The 25,793-nt window shown below is 60.8% G+C and carries 22 protein-coding genes; 11 read left to right on the top strand and 11 right to left on the bottom strand.

The window, feature by feature from the left end; translation table 11 throughout:
- Positions 1 to 121: 121 nt before the first annotated feature.
- A complete protein-coding gene (gene lptG, locus L8K08_RS04245) occupies positions 122 to 1,201 on the bottom strand; it encodes an LPS export ABC transporter permease LptG (RefSeq protein ID WP_106579467.1) in 1,080 nt (359 codons plus the stop codon).
- The gene (gene lptF, locus L8K08_RS04250) at positions 1,194 to 2,312 is read right to left on the bottom strand and encodes an LPS export ABC transporter permease LptF (protein WP_145161384.1); all 1,119 of its coding nucleotides are present in this window, start codon (positions 2,310 to 2,312) and stop codon (positions 1,194 to 1,196) included. Before lptF ends, lptG begins: the two co-directional genes overlap by 8 nt.
- A gap of 282 nt (positions 2,313 to 2,594) precedes the next feature.
- Here lptF and L8K08_RS04255 point away from each other — a divergent pair, with 282 nt between their 5' ends.
- The 5 genes from L8K08_RS04255 to rlmF all read left to right on the top strand — a co-directional run bounded on the left by L8K08_RS04255 (position 2,595) and on the right by rlmF (position 9,275).
- Complete coding sequence (locus L8K08_RS04255; RefSeq protein WP_145161381.1) at positions 2,595 to 4,085, top strand: leucyl aminopeptidase; 1,491 nt, start codon at positions 2,595 to 2,597, stop codon at positions 4,083 to 4,085.
- Positions 4,086 to 4,136: 51 nt separating this feature from the next.
- A complete protein-coding gene (locus tag L8K08_RS04260; protein ID WP_242194515.1) occupies positions 4,137 to 4,565 on the top strand; it encodes a DNA polymerase III subunit chi in 429 nt (142 codons plus the stop codon).
- Positions 4,566 to 4,572: 7 nt separating this feature from the next.
- A complete protein-coding gene (locus tag L8K08_RS04265; RefSeq protein WP_242195060.1) occupies positions 4,573 to 4,959 on the top strand; it encodes a DNA polymerase III subunit chi in 387 nt (128 codons plus the stop codon).
- Positions 4,960 to 5,171: 212 nt separating this feature from the next.
- Positions 5,172 to 8,018: a valine--tRNA ligase gene (locus L8K08_RS04270; protein WP_145161373.1), complete on the top strand. Its 2,847-nt coding sequence runs from the start codon at positions 5,172 to 5,174 to the stop codon at positions 8,016 to 8,018.
- Between the two features lie 237 nt (positions 8,019 to 8,255).
- Positions 8,256 to 9,275 (top strand): 23S rRNA (adenine(1618)-N(6))-methyltransferase RlmF, encoded by a 1,020-nt coding sequence (gene rlmF, locus L8K08_RS04275; protein WP_169368288.1) that lies wholly within the window; start codon positions 8,256 to 8,258, stop codon positions 9,273 to 9,275.
- Between the two features lie 116 nt (positions 9,276 to 9,391).
- On the opposite strand, the gene L8K08_RS04280 is transcribed toward rlmF, so the two are convergent.
- Positions 9,392 to 9,673, bottom strand: coding sequence for an HU family DNA-binding protein (locus tag L8K08_RS04280; RefSeq protein ID WP_003188840.1), 282 nt, complete (start codon positions 9,671 to 9,673; stop codon positions 9,392 to 9,394).
- Positions 9,674 to 10,067: 394 nt separating this feature from the next.
- On the opposite strand from L8K08_RS04280, the gene yejK reads away from it, so the two are divergent.
- The gene (gene yejK / locus L8K08_RS04285) at positions 10,068 to 11,072 is read left to right on the top strand and encodes a nucleoid-associated protein YejK (protein WP_106579474.1); all 1,005 of its coding nucleotides are present in this window, start codon (positions 10,068 to 10,070) and stop codon (positions 11,070 to 11,072) included.
- On the top strand, positions 11,072 to 11,422 hold the full coding sequence (locus L8K08_RS04290; protein WP_242194518.1) for a glutaredoxin family protein: 351 nt from the start codon (positions 11,072 to 11,074) through the stop codon (positions 11,420 to 11,422). Before yejK ends, L8K08_RS04290 begins: the two co-directional genes overlap by 1 nt.
- A gap of 139 nt (positions 11,423 to 11,561) precedes the next feature.
- Here the strand turns inward: L8K08_RS04290 and L8K08_RS04295 are convergent, their stop codons facing one another.
- The 6 genes from L8K08_RS04295 to L8K08_RS04320 all read right to left on the bottom strand — a co-directional run bounded on the left by L8K08_RS04295 (position 11,562) and on the right by L8K08_RS04320 (position 17,848).
- Positions 11,562 to 13,802 carry a TonB-dependent receptor gene (locus L8K08_RS04295; protein ID WP_242194522.1) on the bottom strand — a complete coding sequence of 747 codons (2,241 nt, stop codon included), beginning with the start codon at positions 13,800 to 13,802 and terminating at the stop codon, positions 11,562 to 11,564.
- Positions 13,803 to 14,087: 285 nt separating this feature from the next.
- Positions 14,088 to 15,065 carry a FecR family protein gene (locus tag L8K08_RS04300; protein ID WP_242194524.1) on the bottom strand — a complete coding sequence of 326 codons (978 nt, stop codon included), beginning with the start codon at positions 15,063 to 15,065 and terminating at the stop codon, positions 14,088 to 14,090.
- On the bottom strand, positions 15,062 to 15,640 hold the full coding sequence (locus tag L8K08_RS04305) for an RNA polymerase sigma factor (RefSeq protein ID WP_242194526.1): 579 nt from the start codon (positions 15,638 to 15,640) through the stop codon (positions 15,062 to 15,064). The genes L8K08_RS04300 and L8K08_RS04305 overlap by 4 nt, the downstream gene beginning before the upstream one ends.
- 7 nt (positions 15,641 to 15,647) lie before the next feature.
- On the bottom strand, positions 15,648 to 15,974 hold the full coding sequence (locus L8K08_RS04310; RefSeq protein WP_242194527.1) for a DUF3325 domain-containing protein: 327 nt from the start codon (positions 15,972 to 15,974) through the stop codon (positions 15,648 to 15,650).
- Entirely contained in the window at positions 15,975 to 17,549 is a 1,575-nt protein-coding gene (locus L8K08_RS04315) for a PepSY-associated TM helix domain-containing protein (protein ID WP_242194530.1), read from the bottom strand.
- On the bottom strand, positions 17,546 to 17,848 hold the full coding sequence (locus tag L8K08_RS04320) for a DUF3649 domain-containing protein (RefSeq protein WP_145161357.1): 303 nt from the start codon (positions 17,846 to 17,848) through the stop codon (positions 17,546 to 17,548). The genes L8K08_RS04315 and L8K08_RS04320 overlap by 4 nt, the downstream gene beginning before the upstream one ends.
- A gap of 170 nt (positions 17,849 to 18,018) precedes the next feature.
- Here L8K08_RS04320 and L8K08_RS04325 point away from each other — a divergent pair, with 170 nt between their 5' ends.
- The 3 genes from L8K08_RS04325 (at position 18,019) to fecA (ending at position 21,871) form a co-directional block, all read left to right on the top strand.
- The gene (locus L8K08_RS04325; protein ID WP_242194532.1) at positions 18,019 to 18,507 is read left to right on the top strand and encodes a sigma-70 family RNA polymerase sigma factor; all 489 of its coding nucleotides are present in this window, start codon (positions 18,019 to 18,021) and stop codon (positions 18,505 to 18,507) included.
- Positions 18,504 to 19,445: a FecR family protein gene (locus L8K08_RS04330; protein ID WP_242194534.1), complete on the top strand. Its 942-nt coding sequence runs from the start codon at positions 18,504 to 18,506 to the stop codon at positions 19,443 to 19,445. The genes L8K08_RS04325 and L8K08_RS04330 overlap by 4 nt, the downstream gene beginning before the upstream one ends.
- Positions 19,446 to 19,534: 89 nt before the next feature.
- Entirely contained in the window at positions 19,535 to 21,871 is a 2,337-nt protein-coding gene (gene fecA / locus L8K08_RS04335; protein ID WP_242194536.1) for a TonB-dependent Fe(3+) dicitrate receptor FecA, read from the top strand.
- Between the two features lie 767 nt (positions 21,872 to 22,638).
- On the opposite strand, the gene L8K08_RS04340 is transcribed toward fecA, so the two are convergent.
- The gene (locus tag L8K08_RS04340; protein ID WP_242194538.1) at positions 22,639 to 23,511 is read right to left on the bottom strand and encodes a LysR family transcriptional regulator; all 873 of its coding nucleotides are present in this window, start codon (positions 23,509 to 23,511) and stop codon (positions 22,639 to 22,641) included.
- A 106-nt stretch (positions 23,512 to 23,617) separates the two neighbouring features.
- Here L8K08_RS04340 and L8K08_RS04345 point away from each other — a divergent pair, with 106 nt between their 5' ends.
- A complete protein-coding gene (locus L8K08_RS04345; RefSeq protein ID WP_242194540.1) occupies positions 23,618 to 25,129 on the top strand; it encodes an MFS transporter in 1,512 nt (503 codons plus the stop codon).
- A gap of 58 nt (positions 25,130 to 25,187) precedes the next feature.
- Here the strand turns inward: L8K08_RS04345 and L8K08_RS04350 are convergent, their stop codons facing one another.
- Positions 25,188 to 25,598 (bottom strand): HPF/RaiA family ribosome-associated protein, encoded by a 411-nt coding sequence (locus L8K08_RS04350; RefSeq protein ID WP_106579487.1) that lies wholly within the window; start codon positions 25,596 to 25,598, stop codon positions 25,188 to 25,190.
- Positions 25,599 to 25,793 lie beyond the last annotated feature (195 nt).

Here is a 25,793-nt window from a genome sequence, read left to right on the forward strand (position 1 = left end):
TTGCCCGCTGAAAAATAGCCGGGAATTGTACCTGATGCTCAGGCCAGACGTCATCTTTGCTGACCAGAACAAAAATGCCCCGATCTCTCGAACGGGGCATTTTTTGTTCATAAGCGCAGTATCAACCCGCGCGGCGCAACAGCCAGAACCCGGCCAGGGCGCAGATAGCTGTCGGCACCAGCACCGCAAACAGCGGCGAGAAACCGAACACCAGGCTCGACGGACCGAGCAAGTCCTGGGCGATACGGAAGGTAAAGCCCACCAGTACGCCGGTGAACACCCGCTGACCGAGGGTCACGGAACGCAACGGGCCGAAGATGAACGAGATCGCCATCAATACCAGCGCGGCGGTGACCACCGGCTGCAGCACCTTGACCCAGAACGCCAGCCAGTAGCGGCCATTATTCAGGCCCTGATCCTTGAGGTAGTGGATATAGCTCCACAAACCGGTAATCGGCAGGCTCTCCGGGATCATCACCACCGTGTTGAGCAGTTCCGGCTTCAGGGCGATATCCCATTGCTCGCTCGGCACATTGATCACTTCGGTGCTGGCCTTGGTGCCCTGCCCGACATTGCGGAAGTACGTAGTGGTGACGTCACTGAGCGTCCATTTCTCGGCATCGTATTGCGCGCGCCTGGCGAAACTGGAGGTCAGCATGTGCCGTTCCTTGTCGAACGTATAACGCGTCACACCCACCAACAAACCGCCCGGCTGCACGGCGTTGATGTGGATGAACTCATCACCCTGACGGTGCCACAGGCCGTGCTTGGCGCTTTGCGCATCCCCCGAGCCCTGGGCCAGGGCGCGATTGGCCTGAGCGGTGGCCTCGGCCGGTGGCGCCACGTACTCGCCGATCAGCACGCTGCACGCCATCAGCAGGAGCATGGGTTTCATTACCGCCCAGACAATGCGCCCGATGGATACACCGGCGGCGCGCATGATGGTCAGTTCGCTGCTGCTTGCCAGGCTGCCCAGCCCGATCAGGCAACCGATCAGCGCGGCCATCGGCATCATGTCGTAGAGCCGGCGCGGTGCGGTCAGCGCCACGTAACTCAACACATCCATGACGGTGTAGGTGTCGGTGACGTTGCCCACTTCGTCAATAAAGGCGAACAACGAGGCCAGGCCGAGAATAATGCCCAATACCGCCAGAATGGCGATCAGTACGCTGCTACCAATGTAGCGATCGAGCTTAGCCACGAGCCAACTCCTTCAGGCCACGACGGCTCTTCATTTTCAAACGGATAGGTTCCCAGTAGAGCAGCCCCAGGCCGATCAACAGGAAGATCCCGTGCACGCCCCACAGGCCGAGGACCGGCGACAACTTGCCTTTCTCCATGGAACCACGGGCGGAAATCAGCAGGGTCAGGTAGGCCATGTACAACAAAATTGCCGGCAACAGCTTGAGGAAGCGACCCTGACGCGGGTTGACGCGCGACAGCGGCACGGCCATCAACGTCACGATAAATACAAGCAGCGGCAGCGACAGCCGCCATTGCAGCTCGGCGACGGAGCGCAGTTCCTTATTGTTGAACAGCGACGATGTCGGCAGCGCATCGCGGTCAGTGACCTCTTCGCTGATGTCCGGCTTGGCCAGCATTACGCCATAAGTGTCGTACTTGATCGCCCGATAATCGGCGAGGCCAGGGCTGCCGTCGTAACGGTAGCCATTTTCCAGGATCAGGTAACGGCTGCCATCAGGACGCACTTCCTGGCGACCACTGTTGGCCACCAGAATCGAGATGCCACGGTCTTTCTGGTTCTGCCCGAGATTTTTCTGCGAAATAAACACGCCGCCCAGGTTGGCACGGTCATCCGTCATGGTCTCGGTGTAAGTCACCCGCGTGCCATCGTTCAGCGCTTGAAAGCGCCCAGGCTCAAGGGTGTCGAACTCAGTCATCGCATCCTGCTTGTTCAGCAGCAGCTGGAACTGCATGGCGCCCTGAGGCGCCAGGCTCATGCTCAACCATGCCACCACCAGGGCAACGCCGGTGGCCGGCACCATGGTCATGGCCAGCAGACGCTGCTGGCTCATGCCGGTGGCCGACAGCACGGTCATTTCACTTTCGAGGTACAGCCGGCCATAGGCCAGCAAAATGCCGAGAAACAGGCCAAGTGGCAGGATCAGTTGCAAAAAGCCTGGCAGGCGAAAGCCCATGATCAGGAACAGCGAGCCCGGATCCAGAGCGCCCGAAGCGGCCTGAGCCAGGAATTTGACGAAACGACCACTCATGGTGATGACCAGCAATACCGCACTCACGGCACTCAGGGTCAACAGGACTTCGCGGGACAGATAACGGAAGACGATCAAACCAGACACTCCAGGGTTGTCAGGCTAAGGCGGCCAAACAAGCAAGCATACCGAGTCGACCCGTTTGCACGGGCCGGCTAAAAAGATGGCGCATTATCCTGTGATTGACCGCGCCTGTCACGGTGCTTGCTCATACGCGTGCACAAAGCACGCGGCAAGGGTTGTCAGGCTCCGCCGGCGAGGTTCAAACTGCGGCCTTTGTCGCTGGCGGTTTACAGAGCTGCCACGCTTTAAAGCCTGGGTACAGACTCAGGCTCACAGACCTTTATAAGGGACCCGAAAATGGAATTGGTTGTAAAAAGCGTTAGCCCCGAAACGTTGAAAACCGCCACCCTCGTGGTCGCTGTCGGCGAAGGCCGCAAGCTCGGCGTCGCCGCCAAGCAACTGGATGAACTCAGCGGTGGTGCCATCAGCGCCGTGCTCAAGCGCGGCGACCTGGCCGGCAAAGTCGGCCAAAGCCTGCTGCTGCAGAGCCTGCCCAACCTTAAAGCCGACCGCGTATTGCTGGTGGGCGTGGGCAAGGACGCCGAACTGGGCGACCGTCCGTTCCGCAAGATCATCAGCGGCATTCTCAACACCCTCAAGGGCCTGGGCGGCAGCGATGCAGCACTGGCCCTGGATGAAATCGTCGTAAAAGGCCGTGACAGCTACGGCAAGACCCGCCTGCTGGCCGAAAGCCTGGTGGATGGCACTTACGTCTTCGACCAGTTCAAGAGCCAGAAAGCCGAACCGCGCGCCCTGAAAAAAATCACCCTGCTGACCATCAAGGCCGCCCAGGCTGAAGTCGAGCGCGCCGTGACCCACGCCCAGGCCATCGCCGCCGGCATGTCGTTCACCCGCGACCTGGGCAACCTGCCGCCGAACATCTGCCACCCGACTTACCTGGGCGAACAGGCCAAGGCGCTGGGCAAAGAATTCAAGGGCCTGAAGGTTGAGGTGCTGGACGAGAAAAAAATCAAGGACCTGGGCATGGGCTCCTTCTATGCCGTGGGCCAGGGCAGCGACCAGCCGCCACGCCTGATCGTGATGCAATACAACGGCGGCAAGAAGTCCGAGAAGCCTTACGCGCTGGTCGGCAAAGGCATCACCTTCGACACCGGCGGCATCAGCCTCAAGCCGGGCGCAGGCATGGATGAGATGAAGTACGACATGGGCGGCGCCGCCAGCGTGTTCGGCACTCTGCGTGCCGTGCTGGAACTCAAGCTGCCGATCAACCTGGTGTGCATCCTGGCGTGTGCCGAGAACATGCCGAGCGGCGGCGCGACCCGTCCGGGCGATATCGTCACTACCCTGAGCGGCCAGACCGTCGAAATCCTCAACACCGACGCCGAAGGCCGTCTGGTGCTGTGCGATGCGCTGACCTACGCCGAACGCTTCAAGCCACAGGCCGTGATCGACATCGCCACCCTGACCGGTGCCTGTGTGGTTGCCCTGGGCGCCCACACGTCGGGCCTGCTGGGCAACAACGACGAGTTGATCGAGCAACTGCTCAGCGCCGGCAAGGCTGCCGACGACCGCGCCTGGCAACTGCCGCTGTTCGATGAATATCAAGAGCAGCTGGACAGCCCGTTCGCCGACATCGCCAATATCGGCGGCCCGAAAGCCGGCACCATTACCGCAGCCTGCTTCCTGTCGCGCTTTGCCAAGAACCTCAACTGGGCTCACCTGGACATCGCCGGCACGGCCTGGACCAGCGGCGGCAAGGACAAGGGCGCCACTGGCCGTCCGGTGCCACTGCTGACCCAGTACCTGCTGGATCGCGCCAAAGCCTGAAACTGAAGATTCCGGGGCGGCCCTCTTGCCGCCCTGGTCTCAGGAACCGCAATGACCCAAGTCGACTTCTATATATTGCCCAGCGCCGATCCTTCCGCGCGCCTGGACTTTGCCTGCAAGCTCACCGAAAAAGCCTGGCGCATGGGCCACCGCATCTACCTGCATTGCAGCGATGCTGCCCAACGTGACGACCTCGACGCTCGCTTATGGCGCTTCAAGGGCGAAAGCTTCGTGCCGCACGGCCCTGCCGAGTCCGAACCCGAAGGCCTGGTTGTGCTGGGTCTGGGTGACAGCTGCGGCGATCACAACGACCTGTTGGTCAACCTGGACCTGAAAGTACCCGCCTTCGCCAAGGCATTTGCCCGTGTGGCAGAAGTGGTGGTGGAAGATCCGGCTATTCGTCAGGCCGCGCGGGAGAGTTTCCGTTTCTACCGCGAACAGGGCTATTCTCTGCAGGATCACCGGCTACAACGACTTTGAGTACATGATGGACACGCCAAACCCTATAAAAAAAGACGACCACCTGCTGGACGACCTCGAGTCGATCCGTCAGTTGCTCGGTGATGATGGCTTGCAACCGCCGCTGCTGACCGAAACGGTCGACGCCGAGGTACAGATTCCGCTGCTGTTCGACATGGTCAGTGGCAAGCCTGTTGCACCCGAGCCTGTCGCTGCCGCTCCCGTGGCAGAAGCCCAACCCGCCGCAGAAAAAGCGCCCGACGCCCTGCTGCTGCATCTGGACAACGAGTTGCGCGCCGCTGCGCAGTTAATCATGCAGGATGTGATCGACGACTTTGCTCCGCATATCGAAGCCGAAATCAAACGGCGAATGGATGCGCGCATGGAGCGGTTGCTCAGCCAATATCAGTCCTGAGCCACACCTGGATCTACTGTGGGAGGGGGCTTGCCCCCGATAGCGCTGGGTCAGTCAGCTTATCAGTCACTGACCTACTGCCATCGGGGGCAAGCCCCCTCCCACATTTGCACTGCGTACGTCTCTAGCCTGTCTTCGCCTCGCCCTGCGCCCTATCCCCCGTTATACTTGCCGGCTTTCCTGAATTAATGCCAACTAGGGTCCCGCCGCGCATGGATAAGACCTACCAGCCGCACGCTATTGAAACTTCCTGGTACGAGACCTGGGAGTCCGAGAATTATTTCGCTCCGCAAGGCGCGGGTGATGCCTACACCATCATGATTCCGCCACCGAACGTCACTGGCAGCCTGCACATGGGCCATGGCTTCAACAATGCGATCATGGATGCGTTGATCCGTTTCCGCCGCATGCAGGGCCGCAACACCCTGTGGCAACCGGGCACCGACCACGCCGGTATCGCCACCCAGATGCTGGTGGAACGCCAACTCGAAGCCACCGGCCAGAACCGTCATGACCTGGGTCGCGAGAAATTCCTGGAGAAGATCTGGGAATGGAAAGACCAGTCCGGCGGCAACATCAGCCGTCAGATCCGTCGCCTGGGCTCGTCCGTAGACTGGAGCCGTGAGCGCTTCACCATGGACGACGGCCTGTCGGAAGCCGTGAAAGAAGCCTTCGTGCGCCTGCACGAAGACGGCCTGATCTACCGCGGCAAGCGTCTGGTCAACTGGGATACCAAGCTGCACACGGCGATTTCCGACCTCGAAGTGGAAAACCACGACGAGAAGGGCTTCCTGTGGAACCTCAAGTACCCGCTGGCCGACGGCGCCAAGACCGCTGAGGGCAACGACTACCTGATCGTCGCCACGACGCGTCCGGAAACCATGCTCGGCGATGCCGCCGTGGCCGTTAACCCGAACGATGAACGCTACCAGGCGCTGATCGGCAAGTTCGTTGAGCTGCCGTTGGTTGGCCGTCGTATTCCGATCATCGCTGACGACTACTGCGACCCTGAATTCGGCACCGGCTGCGTGAAAATCACCCCGGCTCACGATTTCAACGACTACGAAGTCGGCAAGCGCCACAATCTGCCGCTGCTGAACATCTTCGACAAGAACGCCGCCGTGCTGCCGGCGTGCCAGGTGTTCAACCTCGACGGTACGCTGAACGAGAGCATCGACGGCAAGATCCCGGCCGAATACGCCGGCCTCGACCGTTTTGAAGCGCGCAAGCAGATCGTGGCGGCGTTCGACGCTGCCGGTTTGCTGGTGAGCGTTGACGACCACGCACTGAAAGTGCCGAAAGGCGACCGCTCCGGCACCGTCATCGAGCCGTGGCTGACCGACCAGTGGTACGTGTCCACCAAGCCGTTGGCTGAACCTGCGATTGCCGCCGTGGAAGACGGCCGCATCCAGTTCGTGCCTAAACAGTACGAAAATATGTACTTCTCGTGGATGCGTGACATTCAGGATTGGTGCATCAGCCGTCAGCTGTGGTGGGGCCACCGGATTCCGGCCTGGTACGACGAGTCGGGCAAAGTCTACGTTGGCCGCGATGAAGCCGAAGTACGCGCCAAGCACAACCTCGGCCCGGACGTGGCGCTGCAACAGGACAACGACGTACTGGACACCTGGTTCAGCTCGGGCCTGTGGACATTCTCCACGCTCGGCTGGCCGCAACAGACTGAGTTCCTGAAAAAATTCCACTCCACCGACGTGCTGGTCACCGGCTTCGACATCATTTTCTTCTGGGTTGCCCGGATGATCATGCTCACCATGCATTTGGTGAAGAACGAAGACGGCACGCCGCAAGTGCCGTTCAAGACCGTGTACGTGCACGGTCTGGTGCGTGATGGCCAGGGCCAGAAGATGTCCAAGTCCAAGGGCAACGTCCTGGACCCGCTGGACATCATCGACGGCATCGACCTGGAAACCCTGGTGCAAAAACGCACCTCGGGCCTGATGCAGCCGAAACTGGCGAAGAAGATCGAGAAGCAAACCCGCGACGAGTTCGCCGACGGCATTGCCAGCTATGGCACTGACGCCCTGCGCTTCACCTTCTGCTCGCTGGCGTCCACCGGCCGCGACATCAAGTTCGACATGGGCCGCGTCGAAGGCTATCGCAACTTCTGCAACAAGATCTGGAACGCCGCGCGTTACGTGCTGGATAAAGGCGAAGACTGCGGCCAGAACGGCGAAGCCTATGAGCTGAGCCTGGCTGATCGCTGGATCATCTCGCAGCTGCAGCGCACTGAAGCCGAAGTGACCCGCCAACTCGACCAGTTCCGTTTCGACCTGGCCGCGCAAGCCTTGTACGAGTTCATCTGGAACCAGTATTGCGACTGGTACCTGGAACTGTCCAAGCCTGTGCTGTGGGACGAAAACGCGCCGGTCGAACGTCAGCGTGGCACCCGCCGCACCCTGGTGCGCGTGCTGGAAGTGGCCCTGCGCCTGGCGCACCCGTTCATGCCGTTCATCACCGAAGAAATCTGGCAGCGCCTCGCGCCGCTGGCCGGTATCGAAGGCAAGACCATCATGCTGCAGCCTTGGCCGGTGGCCAACGAAGCGCGCATTGATGAAGCAGCCGAAAGCGATATCGAATGGCTCAAGACCTTGATGCTCGGCACGCGCAACATCCGCGCCGAAATGAACATCGGGCCGGGCAAGCCATTGGCGGTGTTCGTGAAGAATGCCAGCGCCGAAGATCAGCGTCGCCTCACCGAGAACGACGCCCTGCTCAAGAAGCTGGCAAAACTGGAGTCGATCACCGTGTTGGCTGACGGCGCCGAAGCACCGCTGTCCGCGACTGCGTTGGTCGGCGACATGGAAGTGCTGGTGCCGATGGCTGGCCTGATCGACAAGGGCGCGGAACTGGCCCGTCTCGACAAGGAAATTGCCCGCCTGCAAGGCGAAGTGCAGCGAGTGGGCGGCAAGCTGTCCAACGCGGCGTTCGTCGACAAGGCGCCGGCTGAAGTGATCGACAAAGAACGCGCCAAGCTGGCCGAGGCTGAACAGGCCTTGGGCAAGCTGGCGGAGCAACATGCGCGGATTTCCAGCCTGTAAGGTGAACCCCGTGTAAGAAAGAGGCCTTCGGGCCTCTTTTTTTTGCCCTGGAATTTTCCAATCCTTGCTGGCAATCCAGTCAATGTGGCAGGGGGCTTGCCCCCGATGGCGGTGTATCAGTCTGCATATTTTTGCCCCTCACACCGCAATCGGGGGCAAGCCACCTCCCACATTTGCCCGAGAGGGTCTCAGGATGTGTGACAATGCCCACCACTTTGAGCCAACACCAGAATCAACATGACCGCCCCCAGCACACCTAAACCTCCGCGCAAGAAGCCTAAATCCGCCGCCCCGGCCAAGCCCGTGGCACCGCGCAAAGAGGCAACCCTGCACCCGCGCAACCGCCACACAGGCCGTTACGACTTCCCGGCGCTGATCAAGACCACGCCGGAACTGGCGCAATTTGTGATCATCAACCCGTATGGCAAAGAGAGCATCGACTTTGCCAGCCCGGACGCAGTGCGGGTGTTCAACCGGGCGCTGTTGAAGGCGTTCTATGGCATCCAGCATTGGGATATTCCGGCGGACTACCTGTGCCCGCCGGTGCCGGGGCGTGCCGATTACGTGCATTTTCTTGCCGACCTGCTGGCCAGCGTCAACGACGGCAAGATCCCGCGCGGTTCAATCGTCAAGGTGCTGGACATCGGCATGGGCGCCAACTGCGTCTACCCGCTGATTGGCTACATGGAGTACCGCTGGAACTTCCTCGGCTCGGAGGTCGACCCTATCGCGGTGTCCGCCGCCAAGGCCATCGTACAGTCCAACGACCTGAGCAAAGTTATCCAACTGCGTCAGCAACCCAACCCCAAGCAGATCCTGCTGGGCTTGCTGGAGCCGGGCGAACGCTTTGACCTGACCATGTGCAACCCGCCGTTCCATGCGTCCATGGAAGAGGCCACCAAGGGCAGCGAGCGTAAGTGGCGCGCTCTGGGCAAGGCCGATCCCAAGCGCAAGTTGCCGGTCCTGAACTTTGGTGGCCAGTCGGCGGAGCTGTGGTGTGAGGGCGGTGAAGCGCGCTTCGTCACGCAGCTTATCGCCGAAAGTGCGCACTTTGCCCACAAGGTGTTGTGGTTCAGCACCCTGGTGTCAAAAGCGTCGAACTTGCCCGCGATCCAGACAGCCCTCAAAAAAGCCGGCGTACTTGAGAGCCAAGTGGTGGAAATGTCCCAGGGTCAGAAGCAAAGCCGCTTCGTGGCCTGGACCTTCCAGACCAAGAACGAGCAGCAGATCTGGCGTCAGCGCTGGGTGCGCGACTGAAACGGTGGCGAGGGCGTTTGCTCCCTCGCCACGGTTGAGCCGCCACTGCAGTCAAATCGCAGGCAACAAAAAACCGTGCCCGGATTGCTCCGGAGCACGGTTTTTTTTGCTGCGTCTTACTTGTTAACAGCGTCGGTCAGGCCTTTGGCCACAACCAGCTTGATAACTTTCTTGGCAGCGATTTCGATGGCAGCGCCAGTCGAAGGGTTACGGCCAGTACGGGCTGGACGCTCAGTCACTTTCAGTTTGCCAACGCCTGGCAGAGTGATTTCGCCGCCGTTTTCCAGCTGATCAGCAACAACTTGGCTCAGTTGGTCCAGCAGAGCGCGCACGGTAGTTTTCGGTGCGTCTACTGCTTCAGCCAGGTCAGCGATCAGTTGGTCTTTAGTAATAGCCATTGTGGTGTTCCTTCCCTATCAAATTCATATGGATTGCAGAGTGCAGTGTCAGCCGTCGAGCCTGACCGTCAAGGCCTGGCACCCCCGGCCATAACCACGGGATCGGGGTTATAGATGCTTGAAACGGGGATTGGTTCGACCTGACAGATGCTGAATGCACGCTTAACGCCGAGTCTTGGCGTAAGACGGGGCAAAACTAGCACAGAGACGGGGAAATATCCGCCTCAACATACCCATTTGGTCAGCTTTATCGCTCTAAACCGCGAAAAAAAGGCATATAGCCCGTGGGAGGTCGCCCAAAACAGTCTTCCAAGCGCGTCATGGCCAATGGGTGCGGTACACTGGCGACTTTTTGGGGAGGCTTTCCGCTCCCCTTCAACCAGCCGAGAAGCCTATGCCGATCCGTCACTGCATCGTCCACCTGATCGACAAAAAACCCGACGGCACACCCGCAGTTCTACATGCCCGCGATTCGGAGCTTGCCGAGTCGGCCGCCATCGAGAACATGCTTGCCGACCTCAACGAGAGCTACAACGCCAAACAAGGCAAGGCCTGGGGTTTCTTCCACGCCGAGTCCGGCGCGCACCCGTTCAGCGGCTGGTTGAAGGAATATTTCGACGGCAGTCAGGATTTCACCCGCTTCAGCCGCACGGCGGTCGAGCACCTGCAAAAGCTGATGGAGGAGTCCAACCTGTCCACCGGCGGCCACGTGTTGTTTGCCCACTACCAGCAAGGCATGACCGACTACCTGGCGATCGCCCTGCTGCACCACAGCGAAGGCGTGGCAGTGACCGATGAGCTGGACGTGACGCCCTCGCGCCATCTGGACCTGGGCCAACTGCACCTGGCGGCGCGGATCAACGTGTCCGAGTGGCAGAACAACAAGCAATCCAAGCAGTACATCTCGTTTATCAAAGGCAAGAACGGCAAGAAGGTCTCGGAATACTTCCGCGACTTTATCGGCTGCCAGGAAGGCGTCGACGGCCCGGGTGAAACCCGTACCCTGCTCAAGGCGTTCAGCGACTTTGTCGAGAGCGAAGACCTGCCCGACGAATCTGCCCGCGAAAAGACCAAAACCCTGGTGGACTACGCCAGCAGCCAGGCCAAACTCGGCGAGCCCATGGGCCTGGAAGAGTTGTCGGGGTTGATCGATGAAGACCGGCCAAAAGCGTTCTACGACCATATCCGCAACAAGGATTACGGCCTGTCGCCGGAAATCCCGGCCGACAAACGCACCCTCAACCAGTTCCGCCGCTTCACCGGTCGCGCCGAAGGCTTGTCCATCAGTTTTGAAGCGCACCTGTTGGGCGACAAGATCGAATACGACGAAGCCGCTGGCACTTTGATCATCAAAGGCCTGCCGACCCAACTGACTGACCAGCTCAAGCGCCGCAACTGATGCTCGGCGGGGTCTTCAAGAAAGTCCTGTTGGTGTTGCTGGTCGTGGTGGTGATCCAGAACTGGGGCAAGATCGAGCGGCTGTTCAACCCCTCGCAGGTGGTTTCGGAGCAAGTACGCACATCGGCGCGCGTGGTGCTCTATGCCACCGAGTGGTGTGGCTACTGCAAGCAGATCCGACGTTTTCTGGACCAGAAAGGCATTCCGTACCAGGCGCTGGACATTGAGAAGGATGCCAAGGCGCGCAAAGCCTATGAGGCATTGGGCGGCGGCGGGATTCCGTTTGTGGACGTGAACGGCACGCTGATTCGCGAGTTCAACCCGGATGCGATCATGGCCGCGTTGAAATAGCTAATCTGCAAAACACTGCAGAACTAATGTGGGAGCGGGCTTGCTCGCGAAAGCGCAGTGTCAGTTGCTACAGGCATTGACTGATCCACCGCCTTCGCGAGTAAGCCCGCTCCCACATTTTGCTCTGCGCCAGCCTTAGTTAGAAGTTGGCTTCCAGCGACACCATCGCCGTGCGCTCTTCCCCCACGTTGTAATACGCCGTACTCGGCGCCAGGCCATTCACCGGTGCCGAGTTGAACGCCACGGTGCGCGCCGAGCTCAGGTATTGCTTGTCGAACACGTTAAGCATCGAGAAGCGCAACGCTGCCGATTTGATGACTTTCTTGTCCACCGGCAAGTAAATACCGGCGTTCAGGTCGAACACCGTGCGGCCTTCGATTTTTTCCTTGTTGGTCAGATCGCCATAGAAGCTGCCGACGTACTTGCCCGCGATGTTGCCGTAGAAGCGCGCGTCGTCATACCCGAACACCAGGTTGAACATGTTTTCCGGCACGTTGGCCAGTTGCTTGCCCGCCGTCGGCAACAGCACATTCTTGCTGAGCAAATCGTCTTGCTGCTCGGACTTTGTGTAGGTGTACGAGGCGTAGTAGTTGAAGTGATGCGGCAACAAACCGCTCCACTCCAGTTCCAGGCCTTTGTTATCAACGCTGCCGACGTTGAGCACCATGTAGTCGCCGGCAGAATCGGTGGTCGACACCTGGCGATCCTTGAAGCTGATGTAGAACAGGGTCGCGCTCAACGCCATGTCGTCTTCGGTGTAGCGCCAGCCCAGCTCCTGGTTCCAGCTCAACTCAGACTTCAGGCTGACCGAGTCGCCCTTGTTGTACAGCACATAGTTGGGCGGCGTGCGCATGTTGCGGGTGACGTTGTAGAAGGTCTGGTTGCTTTCGTCGACCTGGTACTTGGCGCTGAAACTCGGCAGGAACTGGTGATAACGGGTGTTACGTTTTTCTGGCTTGTCGTACAGGCTGCCCAGGTTGTTGCCGTCACGCTCGACGTATTGGTACGCCACGCCGCCGACAAAACTCAGGTCCGGCGTGGCCTGCCAGCTGTCCTGCACCCAGAGTTTCTGCGACGGGGTAACGGTGTAGTAGTGGCGGCCCTGGACAGTCGCGCCGTTCTTGTCGACGACCTGCCCGCCGCTGTTGTAATCGCCCCACACATTATCGGGCGCGCCTTCGCCGTTGATGCCGATAAACGGCTGGGTCTGGCGCTGGCGCGCGCGTTCATACCAGTAGCCATAGTCCAGGCTGTGTTCTTCGTTGATGTCCCATTTCATTTTCGCGGTGACCCCAGGGCGCCAGGTTTCGGTCCACGATGGCCGGTAATAGTTGGCCGATTGCAGGTTGCTCAGGTTGTAGTTGCCGGCTTTATCAGACTTCGGCCCCAGGTTGGATGCGGTCTGGCCGCTGAAGCTGCCACCGTTGGCCCAGTAGTAATAGGGCGTGACCGTCAGCGCCAGGTTGTCCTGCAACTGCCAGCGCTGGGTGAGCGTGGCGTTGACGCTTTCGAACGGGTTGCGATTGAGCTTGTAGGACGACGACAGCAAACCCGACTTGTACACCGCCGTTTCCGAGTAGTCCTTGCGGCGCCCATCGGTCTCGAACTGCGACTTGCTCAGGGTGTTGTAGTTGTAATTTTCCTGGTTGTTGTATTTCACCGTGGCCAGGGTGGAGTTGCCGTTGCCGTCTTCAAACAGGCTGCTCCACTCGACTTTGTCACTGCGCAGCGTGCCTTTGCCGCGCCACTTGTCACCCTCAAGGTGAGAGGCCGACACCCAGCTCTTGAGGCCACCAAAATCGCCCGTGTTCACCCGCACGAACGTCTTGCGCAGGTCATTGGCACCGACGATCTGTTTGGCGAACAGCCCGGACTCTTTGGTCGGGCGAATCGTGATCATGCCGATGTTGCCGCCACTGGAGCCGATGTGCGGGCCGTCCGCCTCGGAGGAGCCCTGGGTGGCAAACACTTCGGCGAGGTTTTCCGGGTCGCCGAGTTGGTTTGAATACACGCTGTAGTTGCCCGAGTCGTTGATCGGCACGCCGTCGACAGACACCCCGACCTGGTCCGAACTCATGCCCCGCATGGTGAAGTTGGTGCCGCTGGTGCCGCTGGCGTCGTCGCTGGATACGTTGATACCCGGCGTGTATTTAAGCTTGTCGATGGCGTTGGCGGTCGCGGACATTTCGTCCATGGCTTCCTTGGTTACCGTCGACCGCGCCTTGGCACTTTCTTCGCGAATCATGTGCCCATTGCCCAGGGTTTGTTTGCCGGCAACATTCACCGAACCGACATCCTGAGTGGTGTCTGCCAAAACCAGCGGCGCAAAGCTACCTAGGCCCGATGCTAAAAGCAGGGCAGAGAGTGTGTTGATCTTCACGAGTAGATCCCTTACGTGCATCTATCTGTTGTTATGGAGGGAGGTACTGGCTGTCAAAACCGGGTGAACGGCGACGCCAATCTTCCTGACCACCTGCTCAGGAATCCGGGGATCATCCTTGGCCCGTGTAACGGTTTGGTGACAGGTTTTGGCAATTGGGATGAAGGTTAAATGAACGCTCTACAGGCACCGGGATACCTGGCCTACAGCGCCATGTAAAAAACCGGCAAGGGGAAATTTTTGAAAGAATCGCCACGCTGAAAGTGACGATCGAAGCATTCGTGTCTAGCGCAATACAATCATGCGACCCAGCACAGCGTGTTGTTCAAAACCCAGAACGGCCTGCAAGGCACTCAAAACTGCCAAGGGATCCTTGCTTGGAAAACTGCCACTGACGCGCTTGGCGCCCATCTCGTCGTTGATCAGCAGGATCCGGCCCGGGTAGTAACGGCCAAGGTCCCTGACTACATCCGCCAACGGCACCTTGTAGTAGTTGAGCCAGCCATCGCGCCATGCCAGACGTGATTCGCTGTCGACCGCGTGCAGAGTATCGGCCACACCGTCGGCGTAGGCCACTTGCTGGCCTGCCGTAAGAATTTGCTGTTGGCCCTGGCCTGACGGCGTGACACCCACGCGGCCGGACAGCACCGTCACCTGAGCGCCGGCCGGTTGCAGGCGCACTTCAAACTGCGTACCGAGCACTCGCGCTTCGCCACTGCCAGCCGCCACCACAAAGGGCTGGCCGGTGTGGGTCACGCTGAAAAAACCCGCCCCGCGGCGCAACTGAATGTGGCGCTCGCCGTGGCTGAAGTCCACGGCAATGGCGCTGTCGGCATCCAGCGTGACTTGGGATTGATCGGCCAGGGTCACGGTCTGCACTTGCCCCGGCGCCGTCACGTAATCAGCACCGAAGTCATCGACCCAGCGCGACGGCTGCCAGCCGGCGCCCATCGACACCATCACCAGCAGGCACGCGGCCACGGCCAGGGCGCCGGACCAGCGCACCGCACGCGAGCGCTTCGAGGTGTTCATCGCGTTGAGGTAGCCCTGCAAGGCCAAGGCGTCTTCGTCCGCCAGTTTGCGTGCCGGCACCTCGCTCAATTCCCACAACACCTGGGCCTGAGCATAGGCCTCGACGTGCGCGGGATCGGCACGCAACCAACGGCTGAACGTGGCCTGGTCACCGCTGCTGGGCTGGTCATGCAACAAGCTCAACCATTCGAGTGCGGCCTGCTCCTGGGCAGGCGTGGGGGTGACGTTCACGGTGCTTTCCCTGGCGTGCGTGGGGACGAGGGTTCGCGGAGGCTGGCTTTGCAGGCTTCGAGGGCACGCATCATATGTTTTTCCACGGCACTTTGGGACAGCCCCATGGCCTGGGCAATTTGCGCATATTTGCGGCCGTGGATGCGGTTGAGCAGGAAAATCTGCCGAGTGCGCTCCGGCAGGCTGCGCAGGGCGGCTTCGACATGGCGCAGGTCATTGCCTGCTTCAAACGCCGCCTGGGGCTCGGAACCCTGGTTGTCCTGCTGCTCCGGCAACCAGCCCTCACTGCTGCGCACCCGGGCGCCTTCGCTGCGCAAGTGATCAATGGCGATGTTGCCGGCGCAGCGCAACAAGTAGGTGCTGAGTTCTTCGACCTGCACCAGCGGCCGCCGCCAGAAGCGCAGGAACAGGTCCTGCACCAGGTCGGCCGCCGTCGCCCGGCAGCCTACGCGTCGGCTGACCAGCGCTTCCATCTGCGAGCGCTGCGACAAAAACACCTGCAGGAAATGCGCACGCCCACCGGCCGCATCGGCGTGCTGGCTGTCCTGGGATTCGGGTGGGGTGCTGATCATCATGGGAAGCTCAGAGTAAGGCGAACGCCGCAACAGGACTGGCCAGCAGGCCGACGCCCGCCAGAATCAAGGCCAGCCTTGGCCGATACGGCAACAGCAACACCAGCAGCAGTGCGCTGAGCATCAATACGGCGCACCACTCCACCAACCCCTGCGCCCAATTCGAGGCCGCCACGGCCGGCCACATCGACAGCACCAGCAGCAGCCAACCGGCCACACGCAACGTGAGGCGTCGCGGTGGTGAGGGTTTGCTGTGCAGCAGTTCACCGTGATGGCGGTCGGTGGACAGGCACAGCGCGGTAAACCCGGCGTAGCACATCAACAGGGCGAGCAGCATTCAGTTCGCCTCCTGCTTGAGCTTCAATGCGCGTGCGCGTTCGGCCTTGGGCTGCGGCGCCGCGCGGCGCTGCATCTTCCAGGCCGCCCAGGTCAGGAACAGGCCGCTGGCCAGGCACGTCAGGTCAAAACCGGCCATGGCCCAATCACCGCTGGCCAGTGACACGCCCAAGTGCTGCGAGGTGGTCAATGCGTTGAGCAGTGGAATGGCCACAAACAGCAAGGCGCCGAGGCTCAGTTGCTCAACCCAGCCCTGGCAGCCTCGACGCAGCACGGCATGCAACAGGCTCAGGCCCCAGGCAATGAAGAAGGCCTGCACTTCCCAGTCGGACCGCTCGGCGAAGCTCACCGGCAACAACCGGTTGGCCCAGAAAAACGCCGCGATGGCGATCATCAGCCCGGCCATACTGGCCATGTTCAGCACTTCAACCAGCCGCAATTCAAACGGCATCACAGCGGTTTTGGCGTGCTTGAGCTGACGCTTGCCGAGCCAAATCACAAGGCCCGTGCCGATCATCGCCGTGCCCGCCAGGCCGCAGATAAAGTACAACCACCGCAGCACCGGGCCGGCGAAATGGCCCATGTGCAAGCCGTAGAAACTGCCGCCAATCGCCGCCGGCAACGACTGTTCACCGCTGACCCGCAACAACTCGCCGGTGGTGCCGTTGAACGACACACTGCTGCCGAAATCGTGCACCACGCGGTCGGCACCTGCGCGGACCACATTGACCGAGGCGTTCACATCGCCAGGGTTGTTGACCACCAGACGGCCAACATGCCCACCCGCCCATTGCTGGCGCGCTTGCTCGTACATCGGCCCTAACGGCAGCAATGCACCCGGCTGGCCGAGCGCCGGCGCGTTATTGGTATTGGGGAACACGTCGTTGAAAAACGCACGGCTGTCGTCGCCGTAGGAAGCCACGATCGGCGCGGGCATCACCATGCTCATGAAGATCACCAGACTGCTGTAGGTGATCATCAAGTGAAACGGCAGCACCAGCACGCCCACCGCGTTATGCCCGTCGAGCCAGGAGCGCTGGCCTTTGCGTGGGCGGAAGGTGAAGAAGTCCTTGAAGATTTTCTTGTGGGTGATGATGCCGGTGATCAGTGCCACAAACATCACCATCGCGGCGATGGTCGACAGCCAGCGCCCCCACGGGTAAGGCATCTGCAGCTGAAAGTGGAAGCGATAGAAGAACTCGCCGCCCATACTTTCACGCGCCTGCACGGGCTGGCGGGTGACGGGATCGAGGACTTTCTGGATGAAGTTGCCGCGTTTGCCGGGGTCGACTTTGTCTTGCCACATCACCGACAGGCCAGGATCGCGGCTGTCCGGCAGGGTGATAAACCAGCGCGCGGCGTTGGGCGCCTGTTGCTGCAGATAGGTTTGGGCGGCGGCGAGGCTACGCGCGTCATCCAACGGATAAGCCTGCACTTCGGGCTGCATCCAGTGGGTAATTTCGTCCTTGAAATAGGACAAGGTCCCTGTCAGGAAAATCGCAAACAGCAGCCAGCCAAAGATCAGTCCAGCCCAGGTGTGCAACCAGGCCATCGCCTGGCGAAAGCCCTCTTTCATGTGCGCGTCATCCACAAACCGATGCCCGCCAGCGTGGCAAACATCGCACTCGGCAGCATCACGCCAAACCAGGCTCGCCCTGCCGTACGGCAGGCAAAACACCAGATTACCGCCAACAGGTAGAACACAAACGAACTCATCATCCCGGTGATCACCGCGTCGGCCCGGGACACGGGCATCCACAACGCCAGGCAGACGGCCGCCAGGGACGCCATCAGGTATCCGCCGACCACGGCAGCCAGCACGCGCGAGGTTACGGCGAGGCGATAGGCAACGGGAAGTGAGGGTTTGCTTTTCATACGGGAGGCGCCAGGGTCATCAGCGCGCAATATTAATGATAAATATTCTCATAAGCAAAAGAGAACGGATGAATCACCGGTCCTGGCGGATTGCCGAACCCCGTCACGCGCCCTACAATGCGAACAATTCTTGTTCTCTAAAGCATGCCGATGCTTATGGAGTGATCGCGTTGCAGCCGTCCACCCCCGTTGAAGTTCTGTACAACGACCATTACCACTGGCTCACCGGCTGGTTGCGACGCAAGCTCGGCTGCCCGGAGAGCGCGGCCGACCTGGCCCAGGACACCTTCATCCGTGTGCTCACCGCGCGGGAAGCGCCAACGCTGATCGAACCCCGCGCGTTCCTCACCACCGTGGCCAAGCGCGTGCTGTTCAACTTCTACCGTCGTCAGGACCTGGAACGCGCCTACCTCGACGCACTGGCGCAAATGCCCGAACACGTGGCGCCGTCGGAAGAAGAACGCGCAATCATCCTGCAGACCTTGCTGGAGCTCGACCAACTGCTCGACGGCCTGCCCGTTCAGGTCAAACGCGCCTTCCTGCTGGCCCAGCTCGACGGCCTGACCTACGCGCAAATCGGCGCCGAGCTGGGTATTTCCATCGCCACCGTCAAACGCCATTTGAATAAAGCCGCCATGCGCTGCTACTTCGCCCTATGAACTTCTCCACGCAAGTCGCCGAACAAGCCGTGCACTGGCTGATGGAAATGCAGCAAGGCGCACTCAACCCACGCCAGCAAGCGGCCTGGGAGCAATGGCTGGACGCCCACAGCGAACATCAGCGCGCGTGGGACCATATCCAGCGCGTCAACCAACGCCTGCGCGGCATGCCCTCGCCCTTGGCGCACGCTGCCTTGAACGCGCCCAAATCCAGCAGCCGGCGCCAGGCCCTCAAGCTACTGCTGATTCTCGGCGCCGGTTCGGCCGCGGCCTGGAGCCTGCGCCAGCAACATATTCTGCCGCCGCTGAGCGCCGACTACCGCAGCCCCGTGGGCCAACGACGCAAGGTGCAGCTGGCCGATGGCAGCCAGTTGCAGCTCAACACCGGCAGCGCAGTGGATGTGCACTTTGACGGCAGCCAACGGTTGGTGCGCTTGCTCGAAGGCGAGATTTTGCTGACCGCCCGCCCCGGCGATACGCCGCTGCACGTGCTGACCGGCCAAGGCCTGCTCAGCAGCCAGGCGGCGCGGCTGAACGTGCGTCAGTTCAACGACCACACGCAACTGGCAGTTTTCGATGGCCATGTCGAGGTAATGCCCAACCACTACAGCGGCCTGCCGCTGACCGTCGAGGCCTCGCGCCAAGTCAATTTCACCCGCAAAGGCTGGGACACCCCGCGCCCGACCGACGCCAACAGCGGCGCCTGGGCCGATGGCATGCTGGTGGCCGCCCACATGCGCCTGGGCGATTTCCTCGCCGAGTTGGGCCGCTATCGCCGAGGCCAGGTCAATTGCGACCCGCAAGTGGCCAACCTGCTGCTTTCCGGCAGTTACCCGCTGGACGACAGCGAACGCATTCTCGACCTGTTGGAAGTCAGCCTGCCGGTGAAAGTGCGGCGTTTTACCCGCTACTGGGTGACCGTTGAGGCACGCGCGTAAATTATTTTAAAAAATATGAGCCGTTTTCCACACCTCGCGTGACAGAGAAGGAAAGCCACCTTGATCCTACCTTCTCAGGACCGCCCTTCATGCCCCAGCAACCGACGCTTCTTGCCCGCACCTTGCGCCAACTCCTACTGGGCGCCAGCCTGAGTCTTACCGCGCTGCCCTCTGTAATGGCCGCCGATGCCAAGCCGTACCACATCGCCCCAGCGACCCTGGAAGCCGCGCTGAACCAATTTGGTCGCGAGGCTGGCGTGCTGATTTCGTTCGGTTCCGAGGTCACAGCGGGTATGCAGAGTCGGGGTTTGTCGGGCAACTACAGCGCCGACGAAGGCTTGCAAAAACTCCTGGAAGGCACCGGCCTGCAAGCCTGCGCCGAGGGCGATAACGCCTACAGCCTGCAACCGGCCAGCGCCCCGGCCACTCTCCAATTGCAAACGTCAAACGTGGTCGGCGACTGGCTCGGCGACGCGGCGCAAACCAACGTGTTCGAACACCCCGGCGCGCGTGATGTGATCCGCCGCGACGAGTTCGAGCGCCAGGGCGCGACCCAGGCGCGTGACGTGCTCAACCGCATTCCCGGCGTCAACGCCCCGGAAAACAACGGCACCGGCAGCCACGACATGGCGCTGAACTTCGGCATTCGTGGGCTCAACCCACGCCTCGCCTCGCGTTCCACCGTCTTGATGGATGGCATCCCGGTGCCCTTCGCGCCGTATGGCCAACCGCAGCTGTCCTTCGCCCCGATCAGCATGGGCAACATGGACGCCGTGGACGTGGTACGCGGCGGCGGCGCGGTGCGTTACGGGCCGCAAAACGTCGGTGGCATCGTCAACTTCGTGACCCGCGCAATCCCGGATGCCCCTACCGTCAAAGGCGGCTTGCAGACCGAGACCAGCCCGTCCTCCAGCCATGATGGCTTCAAGACCACCGGCAACCTGCTGGCTGGCGGCACGGCCGATAACGGCCTGGGCGGCGCCATTTTGTATTCCGGCACCCGTGGCGGCGACTGGCGCGAAAACAGCAACACGCGCATTGACGACTTGATCCTCAAAGGCAAATACCAGTTGGACGACGCCAACAGCTTCAACGCCATGGCGCAGTACTACGAAGGCCAGGCCGATATGCCCGGTGGCTTGAACGTAAAGGACTACAAGGCTGATCCGTATCAGTCCACCCGCCCCTACGACAAATTCTGGGGTCGCCGTACGATGTTCAACGCCGGTTACCGCTACCAGGAAGACCGCCGCGAATTCACCGCCAACACCTTCTTCACTACCACATTGCGTAATGGCTACCTGGATCAGGGCAACTTCCTCTCGCTGTCGCCGCGCGAGTATTGGGTACGCGGCCTCGAAACCCGCTTCGCCCAAGGCTTCGACCTTGGCCCCACCAGCCACGAAGTGGGCGTCGGCTACCGCTACATCAACGAAGCCGGGCACGAGTTGCGCTACCGCACGCCGATCAGCGCCAACCAGCAACTGCCCGACACCAACAGCCGCAACGACCGCGACACGCGTGGCGCCACCGAGGCCAACGCGTTTTTCGTCGATGACCGCATCGATATCGGCAAGTGGACCATCACCCCAGGCATCCGCTACGAGATGATCGAGTCCCAGCAGAGCAACAACCTGACCAACGTCAAATACAAGGGCGACTACAACACCGCGCTGCCGGCGTTGAACGTGCTTTACCACCTGACCGAAGACTGGAATCTTTACGCCAACACCGAAGGCTCGTTCGGCAGCGTGCAGTACAGCCAGATGCCCAACCGCGTGACCAGCGGCGAAGTGAAGCCGGAAAAAGCCCGCACCTGGGAACTCGGCACGCGGTATGACAACGGCACCCTGCGTGCGGAAATCGGCGCGTTCCTGATCAACTTCGACAACCAGTACGAAAGCAACCAGACCAACGATTCGGTGATCGCCCGCGGCGAAACGCGCCATCAAGGCATCGAGTCGAGCCTCAACTACGCCCTTGACGGGCTGAGCCCGGCGCTGGCCGGTTTTGATGTGTACGCCACCTACGCCTACGTCGACGCGACCATCCGCGAAGACGGCCCGAACAAGGGTAATCGCGTGCCCTTCTCCTCCAAGCACAAAGGCACCGTGGGCGTCGGTTACACCGAAGGCCGCTGGAAGCTCAACCTGGACAGCAGCTACCAGAGCAGCCAGTTCGCCGACAACGCCAACACCCAGGCGGAAAGTGCCGACGGCAGTACCGGACGCATCCCAGGCTACATGCTGTTCAGCAGCCGCGCGGCGTATGACTTCGGCCCACAGCTGTCGGATTTGAACGTGGCAGTCGGTGTGAAAAATATCCTCAACAAGCAGTACTACACCCGCTCGTTCGACGATAACAACAAAGGCAAATACGTCGGTGAGCCGCGCACGGTGTATGTGCAGACGTCCATCGCGTTCTGATTGCCTGAGTCATAAAAGCTCCAGCCAAGAACTGGGGTCTTACAAACGATGCAAAACCCTGTGGGAGCTGTCGAGCCCCGGCGAGGCTGCGAAGGCGGCGGCACAGGCGCTATCCAAGGTGCCTGGCCCAACGCTTTCGCAACCTCGCTAAAGCTCGACAGCTCCCACAGGGGATCGGCTTTGTCGGTCAATTCTCGGCTCGCAAAAGCATCGCGACGATGCACAATCTCACCCGCAATAGAGATCAACTGTGGGAGCTGTCGAGCCCCGGCGAGGCTGCGAAGGCGGCGGCACAGGCGCTGTCCAAGTTGCCTGCCCCACCGCTTTCGCAGCCTCGCTAAAGCTCGACAGCTCCCACAGGGGATCGGCTTTTTTCGGTCAGATCGCGGCTCGCAAAAGCATCGCAACGATGCATAAATCTCACCCGCAATAGAGATCAACTGTGGGAGCTGTCGAGCCCCGGCGAGGCTGCGAAGGCGGCGGCACAGGCGCTATCCAAGGTGCCTGGCCCAACGCTTTCGCAGCCTCGCTAAAGCTCGACAGCTCCTACAAGGGATCGGGTTTGTCAGTCAGATCACGGTTCGCAAAAGCATCGCAACGATGCATAAATCTCACCCGCAATAGAGGTCAACTGTGGGAGCTGTCGAGCCCCGGCGAGGCTGCGAAGGCGGCGGCACAGGCGCTGTCCAAGTTGCCTGACCTGCCGCTTTCGCAGCCTCGCTGGGGCTCGACAGCTCCCACAGGGTGATCGGGTTTGTTGGTCAGGGTCAGCTACCCGCCAGGCAACTTGGGGTGCCGGCGACCAAGGCATCGATTGCGCAGCGTGTCTTGGCCGGCATGTGTGCGGCCGTGGGCCAAATCACATGGATCGGCGCAGGCTGGTCGCGGTAGCTCGGCAGTACCGCTTCCAGTTGGCCGCGCAGCACATAGTGCGCAATCAACCAGCTCGGCAACCACGCCAGGCCCACGCCCGCAATGGCGGCATCGGCCACGGCCTGGAGGTCGTCCAGCACCAAAGGCGAGGTCATCACCGAGCGATACGAATTGTTGCAACGGTAGGCAATGCCTCGGTGGCTGGCGAGGTCATCAATACACTCAATTGGCCCGACACGTTGCACGTACGCAGGTGACGCGGCCAACCCCACGGACTGCTCGCCCAAACGGCGTGCGCTCAGGCGGTCGGTGTCCGGCAGCGGGCCAATGCGCACGGCCACATCGAAGCCTTCCTGTGCCAGGTCTATCAGCCGGTCAGAGAAGGAGATCTCGATCTCCAATTGCGGATAACGGTCCATCAAGCCCCACAAAGCAGGCGCCGCGTAGTGGTGACCGAACGCCAGCGGCAGGCTCGCCTTTAACCGCCCGCGCGGCTGCTGCCGGCCACTCTCCAACACCGACTCGGCGGCCTCCAACTCGGCCAGTGCGCGCAAGCAATGCTCGTAGTACGCCTGCCCGTCCTCGGTCAGACGCTGGCGGCGAGTGGAGCGCTGCAACAGGCAGGTGCCCAGGCGAGCTTCCAGTCGCGCCAAACCTTTACCCACCGCAGAGCGCGTGAGGTTGAGCCGCTCGGCGGCCTCGGTCAGGTTGCCGCTTTCAACGATCTGCAAAAAGAGTTCAACGCCATCAAAACGCGGGTTGGCCATGATTCTATTGTCGCTCTTGATTCCCTTATCAAAGGAAAAATTATCACGAATAAGGAAATCTGTTCCCGCGAGAATAGCGTTTCCACTCAACCGTAAGGAACACCCCATGCCGCCCGCCGCCGCTGTATCGGCCGTCAGCGCCCCGCGCACCGCCAGAGATAGCCTTGCCCTCACCGCCGTCTGCCTCGTCGCCCTGATGTTCGGCCTGGAAATCTCCAGCGTGCCGGTCATCCTCCCGACCCTGGAACAGCAGCTGGGCACAGGTTTTCAGGATGCCCAATGGATCATGAATGCTTACACCCTGGCCTGCACCAGCGTGTTGATGGCAGCCGGTACACTGGCTGATCGCTTTGGCCGGCGGCGCATGCTGGTGCTGTGCTTGTGGCTGTTTGGCTTGGCCTCGCTGGCATGTGGCCTGGCGAACGATGCGCCTACGCTGATCGCAGCGCGTTTTGTTCAGGGCGTGGGCGCGGGCGCGATGATGATCTGCCAGTTCGCGATTCTTTCGCACCAGTTCCGTGAACCAACGACGCGGGCGCGTGCCTTCGCGATTTGGGGCGTGATCGCGGGCGTGGGCCTTGGCTTCGGGCCGATGGTGGGGGCGTTGATTCTGGCAGTCGCGGACTGGCGCTGGGTGTTCCTGGTCCATGCGCCGCTGACCTTGTTGACCTTGGTACTGCTGCGCATCAGCGTGCAGGAGTCGCGCGACCCGGCCGGCCATCGTCTGGATATCGCGGGCATGCTGACCCTGACACTGTCGGTGTTCGCCCTGGTCTACTTCATCACTCAGGGCAGCGAGCACGGCTTCGGCTCAGCGGCCATGCTGCTCTGGGCAGGCTTGTCGCTGATGGCGCTGCTGCTGTTCATCGCTGTCGAGCGCCGCAGCACTCACCCGATGTTCGATTTCTCGGTGTTTCGTATTCAGCGCTTCAACGGCGCCTTGATGGGTTCGATTGGCATGAACTTCAGCTTCTGGCCGTTCATGATCTACCTGCCGCTCTACTTCCAGGCGGGCCTGGGCTACGACACCATGACCACCGGCGGCGCCCTGCTCGCCTACACCTTGCCCACCTTGCTGGTGCCGCCGCTGGCTGAACGCCTGGCCCTGCGCTATGGCGCCGACCGCATCATTCCGTTGGGCCTGGGCCTGATGGGTGCAGGTTTTATGGGGATGGCGGCGGCCAATGGCGCCGAACACCCGAGCGTCGTACTCGTGCTTTTCAGCTGCGTGACGGCTGGCGTGGGGCTGGCACTGACCAACTCACCAACCAGCAACACCACCACCGGCTCCGTCTCGGCCGACCGCGCGGGTATGGCCTCGGGCATTGACCTGAGTGCGCGGCTGATCACGCTGGCACTCAACATCGCACTGATGGGACTGGTGCTGTTGCTCGGCATCGGTCATCACCTCTCTGGCCTGTTGCCCGATATCACGGCCCTGGATTGGCCGGCGATCAGCCAGAACATCGCCGCAGGCAAGTTGGACACGCCGATGCTCGCACCCGCAGATGCCCAGGCGGCCCTACGCCATGGCGCCGGTTGGGCGATGCTTTTTGCCGGCTTTGGTGCTTGTGGGTTGGCGCTGTTGAGCAGGTATTTCTTTCGACGCGGCAGCTAAACGAAAACGGGCCTGCAGATGCAGGCCCGTTTGATTGGATTGAAAAAACACTCAGCTATCAGCCGTTAAGCGCAGCCTGTTCGTTTTCCAGAAATTCCTCTTCGAGTTCGGCCTCATCGGCCTTGGTATCAGGCAGAGCTTGCCCGGCGGCGCGTGGTTTGCCGCGTAATTTTCCGTACAGATGCTCCAGCGCGTGCTCAAGCTTGGTGGCTGCGCCATCGATTGCCTGTTCCAGGGTGTCGGCCTTGTGCAATACCGACAGTGGTTGATGGCCCTTTGGCCGTGCTTCCAGGCGGCAACTCAAATCGTGGGGACCGGGCTTGTCGCCATTTTCGTCTTTGAGGTAGACCTCGACGCGGGTCAGGTCTTCTTCGTAACGTTCGAGCGTGCTCTCAATGGTAGTACGTACCCACTCCTCCAGTCGGATGCTGCTTTCAATATGGTTATCGCTATTGACTTGGATTTGCATAGTTCTTCCCTTATTTCAGCTAGCTCGCAGGAGGTCACAAACTGCAACACCGGGGTGGTGAAACCATGACCTCTTGTTTACACAATTGAGCACTCAGAAGAACAATTCAACCCCTTTGCAAAGATAAATTCTATATTACGAATTAAGCCTGACGACGAGCAAAAACGCTGTTAGGGTGGGGAGTTAGTTACATCT

Origin of the sequence: Pseudomonas sp. TREG-RG-20F-10-E-6-01 (genome assembly GCF_022662455.1) — a bacterium.
Taxonomy (GTDB): domain Bacteria; phylum Pseudomonadota; class Gammaproteobacteria; order Pseudomonadales; family Pseudomonadaceae; genus Aquipseudomonas.